The organism is Candidatus Binatus sp., assembly GCF_036567905.1.
Lineage (GTDB): Bacteria > Desulfobacterota > Binatia > Binatales > Binataceae > Binatus.
On record NZ_DATCTO010000043.1, the window covers coordinates 21,157 to 31,221 of the forward strand.

11 protein-coding genes and 1 pseudogene are annotated in these 10,065 nt (G+C 60.4%); 6 read left to right on the forward strand and 6 right to left on the reverse strand.

Annotated features, from left to right (window positions below; translation table 11 throughout):
* The first annotated feature begins 28 nt into the window (after positions 1-28).
* Both VIO10_RS06925 and VIO10_RS06930 read left to right on the forward strand, forming a co-directional pair.
* Positions 29-1,465, forward strand: coding sequence for an RtcB family protein (locus VIO10_RS06925; protein ID WP_331961356.1), 1,437 nt, complete (start codon positions 29-31; stop codon positions 1,463-1,465).
* A complete protein-coding gene (locus VIO10_RS06930; protein WP_331961359.1) occupies positions 1,465-1,914 on the forward strand; it encodes an archease in 450 nt (149 codons plus the stop codon). The genes VIO10_RS06925 and VIO10_RS06930 overlap by 1 nt, the downstream gene beginning before the upstream one ends.
* A gap of 38 nt (positions 1,915-1,952) precedes the next feature.
* Here VIO10_RS06930 and VIO10_RS06935 read toward each other — a convergent pair whose 3' ends face one another.
* From VIO10_RS06935 to VIO10_RS06950, 4 genes are all read right to left on the reverse strand, one after another.
* Positions 1,953-2,159, reverse strand: a complete 207-nt coding sequence (locus VIO10_RS06935) for a hypothetical protein (RefSeq protein ID WP_331961362.1) — start codon at positions 2,157-2,159, stop codon at positions 1,953-1,955.
* A gap of 108 nt (positions 2,160-2,267) precedes the next feature.
* On the reverse strand, positions 2,268-2,864 hold the full coding sequence (locus VIO10_RS06940) for a hypothetical protein (RefSeq protein WP_331961365.1): 597 nt from the start codon (positions 2,862-2,864) through the stop codon (positions 2,268-2,270).
* 27 nt (positions 2,865-2,891) lie between these two features.
* Positions 2,892-4,253 carry a phosphoribosyltransferase family protein gene (locus VIO10_RS06945; RefSeq protein WP_331961368.1) on the reverse strand — a complete coding sequence of 454 codons (1,362 nt, stop codon included), beginning with the start codon at positions 4,251-4,253 and terminating at the stop codon, positions 2,892-2,894.
* Between the two features lie 122 nt (positions 4,254-4,375).
* Complete coding sequence (locus VIO10_RS06950; protein WP_331961371.1) at positions 4,376-4,813, reverse strand: DUF2267 domain-containing protein; 438 nt, start codon at positions 4,811-4,813, stop codon at positions 4,376-4,378.
* A gap of 278 nt (positions 4,814-5,091) precedes the next feature.
* On the opposite strand from VIO10_RS06950, the gene VIO10_RS06955 reads away from it, so the two are divergent.
* From VIO10_RS06955 to VIO10_RS06965, 3 genes are all read left to right on the forward strand, one after another.
* Complete coding sequence (locus tag VIO10_RS06955) at positions 5,092-5,562, forward strand: Hsp20/alpha crystallin family protein (RefSeq protein ID WP_331961374.1); 471 nt, start codon at positions 5,092-5,094, stop codon at positions 5,560-5,562.
* A gap of 290 nt (positions 5,563-5,852) precedes the next feature.
* Positions 5,853-6,863: a methyltransferase gene (locus VIO10_RS06960; protein WP_331961377.1), complete on the forward strand. Its 1,011-nt coding sequence runs from the start codon at positions 5,853-5,855 to the stop codon at positions 6,861-6,863.
* 25 nt (positions 6,864-6,888) lie between these two features.
* Complete coding sequence (locus tag VIO10_RS06965; RefSeq protein WP_331961380.1) at positions 6,889-7,842, forward strand: NAD(P)H-dependent flavin oxidoreductase; 954 nt, start codon at positions 6,889-6,891, stop codon at positions 7,840-7,842.
* 36 nt (positions 7,843-7,878) lie between these two features.
* Here the strand turns inward: VIO10_RS06965 and VIO10_RS06970 are convergent, their stop codons facing one another.
* Positions 7,879-8,286 carry an SDR family NAD(P)-dependent oxidoreductase gene (locus VIO10_RS06970; protein WP_331961383.1) on the reverse strand — a complete coding sequence of 136 codons (408 nt, stop codon included), beginning with the start codon at positions 8,284-8,286 and terminating at the stop codon, positions 7,879-7,881.
* Positions 8,287-8,402: 116 nt separating this feature from the next.
* Here VIO10_RS06970 and VIO10_RS16205 point away from each other — a divergent pair.
* Positions 8,403-8,780, forward strand: a pseudogene (locus VIO10_RS16205) (amidohydrolase); the annotation flags it as partial.
* A 412-nt stretch (positions 8,781-9,192) separates the two neighbouring features.
* Here the strand turns inward: VIO10_RS16205 and VIO10_RS06980 are convergent.
* A complete protein-coding gene (locus tag VIO10_RS06980; RefSeq protein ID WP_331961389.1) occupies positions 9,193-9,933 on the reverse strand; it encodes a hypothetical protein in 741 nt (246 codons plus the stop codon).
* Positions 9,934-10,065 lie beyond the last annotated feature (132 nt).

A 10,065-nucleotide genomic window follows, 5' to 3' on the forward strand; every position in this document is an offset into this window, starting at 1 on the left:
GAACGGATGATTTGTCTGAGGCAGAAGCATGGATCTGATCAAACTCAGCGATTATCTGTGGGAGATTCCGAAAACAGGCGCAATGCGGGTACCTGGGCGAGTTTACGCCAGCGCGAAGATGATCGAGGGAATGCGCGAAGACCCGGCCCTCACGCAGGTTGCCAACGTTGCCTGTCTGCCGGGGATCGTTGGCTACTCGCTTGCGATGCCCGACATCCATTGGGGCTACGGCTTCCCCATCGGCGGCGTGGCGGCTGTCGATGCCGGTGAAGGTGTCATATCGCCGGGAGGAGTCGGCTACGACATCAATTGTGGCGTGCGCCTGGCGCGCACGCACCTGCGATTCAACTTCGTCGAACCGCGAATAGATCAGCTGGCCGATGCGCTCTTCGCCAAAATTCCGGCCGGAGTCGGCTCTTGGGGTGCAATACCGGGACTGTCGATCGAGCAACTCAAGCAAGTGGTCAGCGAAGGCGCGAAGTGGGCGCTGCGCAACGGATACGCTACCGAGCGCGACCTCGAACATACCGAGGAAGGCGGAATGCTCGCGGGCGCCGACCCCGACGGCATAAGCGAGCGCGCTTACCAGCGCGGTGCGAAGCAACTGGGTACGCTCGGTTCGGGCAATCACTTTCTCGAAGTCAGCCGGATCGACGAGATCTATGACTCGAAGCTTGCCGATGCGTTGGGACTCGAACTCGGTCAGGTCACCGTTCTGATCCATTCGGGCTCGCGCGGCCTGGGCCACCAAACCTGCGATGACTATCTCAGACTTATCGGTGGCGCGATGCCCCGTTACGGAATCAACCTGCCCGATCGCCAGCTCGCCGCCGTTCCAATCAGCTCGCCGGAAGGGCAGGCCTATCTCGGCGCCATGGCCGCCGCCGCGAACTTTGCCTGGTGCAATCGGCAGGTAATGATGCATCTCGCCGAGCAGGCGTTTCTGGAAGCGCTCTCGATCGCGCCCAGAGAACTGGGCTTCGAGCTGGTGTACGATGTCTGCCACAATATCGCCAAATTCGAAGAGCACAGTGTCGATGGCCGCCAGCGACTCGTCTGCGTGCATCGCAAGGGCGCCACCCGCGCCTTCGGCCCCGGCCATCGGGCGTTGCCTGAGGCACTGCGTCCGCTGGGACAGCCCGTGCTGGTGCCTGGAGATATGGGCCGCTATTCGTTCGTCCTGGTGGGCCTTGAAAATGGCATGCGCGAGACCTTCGGCTCATCGTGCCACGGTGCCGGGCGGTTGATGAGCCGAATGAAAGCAAACAGAGAGGCCCGCGGACGCGACCTGCACGCCGAATTAAAAGCGCTGGGTGTTACAGTCAGAGCCCACAGCCGCGCCGGCCTTGCCGAGGAGATGCCGCACGCCTACAAGGACGTCGCCGAGGTGGTTGAGGTTATGGAAGCCGCACGCATAACTAGACGGGTCGCCAGACTCAGGCCGTTTGCCGTCATCAAAGGCTGATGCCGGCGAAACCGACTGCGCCACCGACCGAAGACGCCGCTCTGTTTCGCGAGTTCGAGCACACCGGCGATCTCGGCATCGAGTTGGATGCTCCCGCTCGCGGCGAGTTGTTCCGCCGCGCCGCCATCGCCCTGGCTGCGCTTTTGGTCGAGACGGCAGGCGTCGCGGAGATCGAGCAGCGGGAGATCGCGGTCGAAGCCGAAGCCGACGTCGATCTTATGCATGACCTGCTCACGGAACTGCTTGCTCTTTTCACGGTGGAGGGGTTCATCTGGCGCGACGCTTCAGTCAAGGAGGCCGGCCGATCTCTGCGCGTGACGCTTCGAGGCGAACCTTTCGACCCGGCCCGCCACGCGTTTCGCGGCGAAATCAAAGCTGTCACCTACCATCAACTGATGGTTGAAAAATCACCCGACGGATGGCATTCACGCGTAATTTTCGATGTCTGAAACCCGGCAAGGGCATTTACACGATTGTGAAACGATAGTCAGTCTTGAGTTCCGGAAGCGACCAGATAGACCGAACCATCAGGCAGGCGATACACGTGAGTGTAGGGAGGCCATCCTTCGATGCTTTCGATTAATTGCGGCTCTCCTTCGATCGCGTCCAGCAGTTCCTCCCAATCTTCAACTTCAGCCTCCGCAATTCTGTGGTAGCTGCCATCTCGCTCGTGCACCATGAGACATTGGATCATCGATGGGACCTCTCTTGATCATAGCCGTGGCTCGAATCCGCCTGGCAACCAAGCCGCATAGTCATTAAGACGCGTTCCTTTGGCGAACCAGTCAGCGCTTCGGCAGAATCAGAATTTCCACTGCAGATTTTTCCCCACATTCACCGTGAACCGCGAATACTTTGGCGGTATCCGGCCGCCCTTGGTCCACTGCGCGGGAAGCGATACTTCGTCGAGCACCGCGATATCGACCTTGGTGCCGTCCTCACGCGTGAAGGTCCGCGTGCCGGAGTACTGCACTATCGTCGGGAGAATCATACCGGGCCCTTTGTAGCGAGTCTTGGTGGTGACGAGCACGGCATCTGGTTTCTGAAGTTTGTTGCCGGCCCGAATCAGCAACTCCTGGCCGGCGAGTTTGCGAACGATCCATGACTCACTGATTACGTAGTAGTCGCCCTTCTTCGGACGAAAGTCAGGCGGCACCAATTGTCCCGTTCCGAACCAGAAGGGAAGTTTGACCGAGCGATCCGCGCTCCAGTCCACCGCCCTCACATCGGCGACATGACTGTCATCGCCGAGGATGAAACTATGCCCGCGAAATGCGGACTCTATCTGCTGCGCGCTGGCGTAATTCGTTGTTGTTACTGGTTGAGCCTTGGCTGATGCGGCCGCAAAGCCGACTGTCAGTAGCACGATTGCGAGCCAAAAGTTTTTTCGATGAAGCATGACTTCCTCTCCTGCGGATGCGATCGCTTAGTGCTGCGCCTGGGCGGATCGCCGCTCTGGCCATGCGAGTTCCAGCAGGCGGATAACTTCGCCGTCCGCCAACTGATGGAAATCACGGTAGAATTCGCCGATTCCAAAGAACGTCGGCGGCGTACTCAAGCATACGATTTCGTCCACCCCGTCGCGCAGCGACTCGATGGTGTCGGCGGGTGCGACCGGAACCGCGAGCACAACTTTCTTGGGCGCCTGTTGCCGGATTCCGCGCAGCGCGGCGCGTATCGATCCGCCGGTCGCGATTCCATCGTCAACGACGATCACGGTGCGATTCTTCAGTTCGATTCGCGCACGTCCAGCACGGTACAGGAAGTTTCTCCGCTGGATTTCCTTCAGTTGGTTGTGAATCTCGCGTTCAAGATAGGTGCGCGAAACTCGCAGCGCGGCCACCACTTCGCGATTGAGAATCGTCTCAGGATGGTCGCCGTCCACCACCGCTCCGACGCCCAACTCCGGCTCTCCGGGCGCACCGAGCTTGCGAACGATTATTACGTCGAGCGGTGCGCTGAGCGCGCGAGCAACTTCGAAGGCAACCGGTACCCCGCCGCGCGGCACAGCCAAAACTACCGGCTGCTGATCCTTGTATTTCAGCAGGCGCGCGGCGAGCTTCCGGCCGGCCTCGACCCGGTCGGCGAACACGATGCCCTCATCGTCGTTGGGACAATCGGACGGCGCCTCTTGCTCCGCCGCGTCACCGGTCAGATATTTCGCAAACCAATCGCGCGCCAACCTCACAACTTCCTCGAGAGTTCCCGGCTCTTCGAACAAATGAGTCGCGCCTGCAACAATCTTCATCGCCTTGTCGCATCTGAGTCGTTCGAACGCCGCCTGGTTCATTTCGATAACCGCGCTATCGTCGCCGCCAACGATGAGAAGAGTGGGGGCTTTCACCCGAGGAAGGCATTTCATCGCCAGGTCCGGGCGCCCTCCTCGCGAAACGACTGCCCTGATCGAAAAATCGCGTGCGGCGGCGACCAGCGCCGCGGCGGCGCCGGTGCTCGCGCCGAAATATCCGATCGGATATTTCGCGAATTTCGCTTGCGAGCGGAGCCACCTGGTCGCGTCGACGAGGCGATGGCCGAGAAAATCGATATCGAAAACGTTCTCGCGATCTGCCGCCTCATCCTCAGTGAGAAGATCGAACAGCAGAGTGCCGATACCCGCTTTCTGCAGCGCGTTGGCGACATAGGTGTTGCGCGGGCTCAGCCTGCTGCTGCCGCTCCCATGCGCGAAGAGCACGATGCCTTTAGCGCCTTGGGGAACGGTCAGCGTGCCTTCGAGCAGGATCGAATCAGAGGGAATCCGTGCCTGCATATCTGGAGGTTGTCGCTCCATGATGGTCCTCCTGTATGCGGCTACTCTCTGTATGCGGCTACTCTTGAGCGGCGCGCAGATCGCGTTCCAGAGCCGCATGAACCTCGCGCACGATTTCCGCTGTTTCAAGCATTGAAACGCGCCTAGACCCCGGCTGGATTGACCGTCTGAGGCTGGCGCTGCGCTTGCGCCCACAGCTTCTTCAGGTCCTTGGGAAGCTGGCTCATCACGTCCCACGCCTCGCCTTCCTGGCCTGTCGGGCTGCTGAGCAGCCTCTGCAACCCCGCGAAAACGGCCGATACCGCGCGTTCCGCTTCCTCATCATCGCTGAGTCCGGCCATCCGGCGCACTTCCCATATGAACTGATCCCCGCTGACGCGACGGACCTTGCGATCGGGGTGCTCCAGCGACATCCACATCATCTTGAGGCGCTTGGGGAGTTGCGCGGCGACATGCAGCGCTTCATTCGGCGTGATCCGATCGCGCAGTTCCTGGAAGACGGCGAAAGTCAGTCCCTCCGCGCGACGCAGGTCACATCCGATTCGCCCCATCACATCTTTGAAAAATGCCAGATCTTGCATGATGAATGTCTCCCTTGAGCGCTCTTGTGATTCGGTAGGGCAGGACCCGTTTGCTCCAGGAATTATACCACTTGTGTCCGATTCGGGGGTGACTGCGGAATCGCTTTTGGGCCAACTACAGAGGCAGTGGTTCCGCGCGTGACATTAGCCATGGCTTGTTCAGAGGCCTCCCTTAGATAAGGGAGTATAATGCGTTCAGGGACGGCTCTTGGTTGCGAAAGTCAGTGACAACAGAGCCATTCCCGTCACAAAAAAGAACCAAAATGGAGGACAGAAAAATGGGAGCACTTTTACCATGGCGGCCCTTTCGCGAGCTCGAACGGATGGCGCGACGGTGGGAATCGCCGTTCCCGCGCCTGTTCGAGGACTTCGAGGATAACTACGACGAGGCGTTCACGCCGGCGGTCGAAAGCTACGTCAAGAATGGCAATCTGGTCGTGCGCGCAGACGTGCCGGGGCTCGAGCTCAAGGACCTCGACGTCTCCATTCTCGGCAACGTCCTCTGCGTCAAAGGCGAACGCAGGAGCGAACAGGAGGTGAAGAAAGAGGACTACTTGCACCGCGAGGTCTCTTACGGGGCCTTTGAGCGGCGGATGACTCTGCCGGAAGGAGCAGCCGCCGACAAGGTCAAAGCCAGCTTCAAGAACGGGGTGATCGAGATCACCGTCCCGCTGGCGAAGGAGACGGTGGCCAAGAAGGTGCCGATCGAGGCCGAAGCCGAAAAGAAGGTCGAGATTTCCAAGAAGTAGCTGCCGGCGGCGAGCCTGGCGATTCTGAATCGCCGGGCTCTGTTCACCAAAGTCTGGAGTTTCGATAAGGCACAGCGGCCTCGATCGCACTCGCGACGCCACGAGCCGCCGAGGCGATTCTTTGCGTCTCCGTTCGCCCGGATTAAGTTTTGAGTACTCACGCCCACGAGAACTAACTTTTACCGCGTATCAAAAAGGCCGGTCGCGGAGTCTTGGCCAGCGGCAAGAATTGAGAGTATCTAATCCAATAAACTTGGCAGCGGCCGGGCGGTTCGAAGTCGCGTGAAAAAGTGATCGACGAAAAACTCGATACGGTGCGCTTGCAAAACCTGGCTTATGGCTATCGCCAATCGGCCACGCTGCTTGCTGCAATCGAGATCGATATCTTTTCGAAAATTTCCGCCGGCGCGCGCACGGTCGATACCATCGCGCGCGCCGCGGATATCACCGCGCTCAACGCCGAGCGGATGCTGGCGGCGTGCGCCGCGCTCGGCTTGGTCGTGAAGGACGGCGAGAACTACTCCAACGCGTCTGACGTCGAGCGCTTCCTGGTCAAAAGCGCGAAAAGCTTCGTCGGACCGTGGCTCACAACGATGGGCCGCAGCGACTACGGCGCCTGGAACCGGCTCGGAGAATATCTGCGCAGCAAAAAGCCGCCGCGGATCTTGGGGGTGTACGAGAGTTACACCGTAGAAGACGCGCGCAAGCTGCATGCCGCAACCTTCAGTATCGGGATGGGCGCCGGGCGCAGGTTCGCGCGCCTATGCGATCTCTCCAGGCGCAAGCTGATCCTCGACTTGGGCGGCGGCTCGGGATGCTACTGCATCTGCGCGGCGCAGAAGTATCCGCAGATCCGGGGCGTGGTGTTCGATTTGCCAAGCGTCGCAGTGGTCGCAAGGGAATACATCGCGCACAACGGTTTCTCCGATCGCATCACCGCGCAAGGCGGCGACTTCACGAAAGATGACTTCCCACCCGGAGCCGACGTCGTGATTCTCGCCAGTAATCTTCCACAGTACAGTCCGGAAATAATTCGCCGGGTCGTGAAGCGCGCATTCGAAGCGCTCGATGCGGGCGGTGAGATGCATGTCATCGGCGAGATGCTGAATAACGATCGCACCGGTCCGATCGGTCCCGCGCTATGGGCGCTCAACGAGGCAATTTACGGCAGCACCGGAGTCGCGCATTCGGAGCGCGACACGATGACCTATCTCGAAGACGCCGGTTTCATCGAGGTGACCGCGACCGACTTTATTCCTGGTTCACTCACGCGCGTAACCGGCTACAAGCCCCCGCGCTGATCGCCTGAGTCACGGGTTAGTCATCATGTTTCATACCGCTATCTGCGATCTGCTCGGCATCCGCTATCCGATAATTCAGGGCGCGATGCAGGATGCCGGCGGTCCTCGCCTGGTCGCTGCCGTGAGCGAGGCCGGTGGCCTGGGCGTGCTGCCAACCTTCGGCGGCACTGAAGCCGCGTTGCGCGCGGATATCGAAAAGACCAGCAAACTGACCCGGCGCCCGTTCGCCGTGAACATCACACCGATCGGCCGCGCCTTCACCGAATCGCGCGCAGCAATCTGCATCGAGATGGGCGTGAAGATAGTGACCACCGGTCGCGGCGATCCCGGCCTCAGCATCGTCGAAAAGATGAAGGCGGCCGGCATCGTCGTGATTCCCGTGGTGCCATCCGTCGCGCACGCGATCAGGGTCGAGCAGGAAGGCGCCGACGCGATTGTCGCGTCAGGTTCGGAAGCGGGCGGTCATGTCGGACGGGTATCGACGATGCCGCTGGTGCCGCAGGTGGTAGATGCGGTCAAGGTGCCGGTCGTTGCGGCGGGCGGTATCGGCGATGGGCGCGGGTTTCTCGCGGCGCTCGCGCTGGGCGCATGCGGAATTCAGCTCGGCACCAGGTTCATCGCGGCGCAGGAGAGTGAGGCGTCGGACTGGGTCAAGCAGCGGATAATCGCCGCACGCGAGACCGATACCATCGTGAGCAGCCTGATGACCGGCAAGCCGGTGCGGGCGTTGAGCAGCCGAATCCTGAGCGCCTACGAGGCCGAGCGGGCACGCTGTAGCGACGAGCAGGAGCGCGCCGCGGCGCGCGGCCGATTCCTGAGCGAACTGCGCGACGCCGCACGCGACGATCGCACGTATGCGGCGGGCGAGATCAGCGGGATGATTCGTGGCATCGCGCCGGTGCGCGATCTGATCGAAGCGATCATCAACGACGCGGCCGCGCTTGCGGAAAAGCTCCACGCACTCGCCGGGCGCAGTTAATCGCGCGTCCTCGCTGTAGGAAGGACGCTGCCTAAGTCATGCGTTGCGGACCATCAAGCCTCCATCGACCGGGATGATCGCGCCGGTGATGGTGCGGTCCCAGATGCGGTCGTAATCGTCGCTGTCGAGCGCAGAGATGCCGCCGAAACCGGCGTTGTTGATGAGGATGTCGAGCCGGCCGAAACGTGCGGCGACGCCGGCAACGACGCGCTTGATCTCGGCCGCATCGGATACGTCGAGGCGCCATCCGTGCGCGGTTCCGCCGGCGGCGGCGATCTCCTCGGCGACGCGCGCGACGCCGGCTTCGTTGATGTCGGTAATCGCGACCAGCGCGCCTTCGTCCGCGAACAGATGAGCGGTGGCACGGCCCATCCCGCTGGCGGCGCCGGTAACCAGCACCGCGCGCCCCTTGACCGAGCGATCGAGTCTTTTCAGTGGCTCCATTTCAATCCTCCCTGTCGAGCAAACGGCGTGACGATTGCCGAGCTATCACACCCGGTGTTAGTTGGGATAGCTGAAGGCCGGTCTTACTCAAGACCAACGGGGGGAAAAATTATCCGATGGCGAACAGCGAACAGGAACGCGACGCGTGGCTCGCGCAAGTCAGTGAGGCTGCGCTCGAGCCGGAACTGCCGATAGTCGATCCGCATCATCACCTGTGGGACCATCCTGGCAGCAGCTACATGCTCGATGAGATAGTCCGGGACACGGCGTCGGGGCATCGCGTGCTCGCGACGGTGTTCGTCGAATGCTTTTCGATGTATCGCGCGGACGGCCCGGAGCCGATGCGGCCGGTGGGCGAGACCGAGTTCGTCAACGGCATCGCGGCCCAAAGCGCGAGCGGGCAATATGGCGAAACGCGCGTCGCGGCGGGAATTGTGGGCTTTGCGGATTTGAGCTTGGGAGCCGCGGTCGAACCGGTATTGCAGGCGCATATCGCCGTCGGGCAACTCGCGAATGCTTGCGCTGAGGAAGCCGCGACCGAGCCGGCTGAATGGGACGAATCCAAGACGAAGTGTCCGCTAGCTGTGCCTAACAAAAACTCCGAAAGCGGCAAAAAATCTAGAGTTTTGAGATTCACCAATATGATGTTGCCGGCATGGGTAGTTTCGACGGAGCTGCTAGCCAGCCAGACAATATCGGCGAACATATGGTAAATCGAGCCGACCTGCCGACTCTCAAAACCTGGTTGGCGACGTGGCAACCGTTTGTCGGAACCCGCTCAACACGTCCTTAGGTTATGCTAGGCGATCTAGATTTGTGAAGGAATTCAGGCCGGACCAGGTTTTGAGAAGCGACACCCAATGCGGGATTATTCTCGCAGATTTTCCTACCTATGGCCTGTTCTGCTCAGCGACCGCGTAGCGGTGGTTCGCAGACCAATGTATCCATCGGGAGTACGAGAATCTCTGCGCCGGTCGTGGGATCTCCGTTCAGTGGTTCGGCGACATAGAAGGCATCTTCCACCAGCGCTATGCCTCCGACACCGAAGGCCCCTGGATCGAACGGGCTGGCGCAGCTACGGACGAGGATGCCGTTCGTTGTGATTTCGCGGATCTTGTTGTCGAAGTGATCGATGTCCCACAGGTCTCCGCTGTCCGGGTCGAACACAAGACCGGTAGGACGGCTGCCGGAATCGAAAGCCGCAATTGTCCTCCCAAGTAAATCGGTAACCAGAATCTGACCGGAGTCGGCGTCGCCAATGAATAAGCTGGTCCCATCGAAAGCGATGGATCCGCCGCGAAAAGGTAGTGCGAACGAATTATTGAACTCTCCGCGCGTGCCGATCTCGCTGACAAAACTGCCGATATCACTCGCGAATAAATGACCAGATCCGAAGACCAGGTCGGTCGGGTTGCCGCCGAAGGGGATGGAGCTGAGAACGGTTCCAGTGTGAGGATCCACCTTGAAGACCTCTCTGTGGCCCGAATCGTGTGAGAGGTAAAGGCTTGTCCCGTCGAAGGCCATGCCGGTCGGAAAAGGGACGGTGGGCAGACTGAGTGTCTGCTGTGCAACCGCCGGGGCAGGCCCGAAAAACAGACCGATAGATACGCTCACAATGAACAGTCGGGCTCGTGCAAGGATTTTCATTGTGATTTCATCTCAAGAAAGGATTCAGTTCGTCCTAATCGACCGACTGGCCTGCACCCCGAAAACTCAGCCGAAATGAGGTAGAGTCCGTCGCCTGAAAAGGAGACGGACAATGAAAGGGAGTCGCTTCAG

Coding starts and splice junctions, on each gene's coding strand:
- VIO10_RS06965 (WP_331961380.1), top strand. CDS start 6,889: ATGTTTCATACCGCTATCTGCGATCTGCTCGGCATCCGCTATCCGATA.
- VIO10_RS06940 (WP_331961365.1), bottom strand. CDS start 2,864: ATGCTTCATCGAAAAAACTTTTGGCTCGCAATCGTGCTACTGACAGTC.
- VIO10_RS06930 (WP_331961359.1), top strand. CDS start 1,465: ATGCCGGCGAAACCGACTGCGCCACCGACCGAAGACGCCGCTCTGTTT.
- VIO10_RS06950 (WP_331961371.1), bottom strand. CDS start 4,813: ATGCAAGATCTGGCATTTTTCAAAGATGTGATGGGGCGAATCGGATGT.
- VIO10_RS06955 (WP_331961374.1), top strand. CDS start 5,092: ATGGGAGCACTTTTACCATGGCGGCCCTTTCGCGAGCTCGAACGGATG.
- VIO10_RS06945 (WP_331961368.1), bottom strand. CDS start 4,253: ATGGAGCGACAACCTCCAGATATGCAGGCACGGATTCCCTCTGATTCG.
- VIO10_RS06970 (WP_331961383.1), bottom strand. CDS start 8,286: ATGGAGCCACTGAAAAGACTCGATCGCTCGGTCAAGGGGCGCGCGGTG.
- VIO10_RS06935 (WP_331961362.1), bottom strand. CDS start 2,159: ATGATCCAATGTCTCATGGTGCACGAGCGAGATGGCAGCTACCACAGA.
- VIO10_RS06925 (WP_331961356.1), top strand. CDS start 29: ATGGATCTGATCAAACTCAGCGATTATCTGTGGGAGATTCCGAAAACA.
- VIO10_RS06980 (WP_331961389.1), bottom strand. CDS start 9,933: ATGAAAATCCTTGCACGAGCCCGACTGTTCATTGTGAGCGTATCTATC.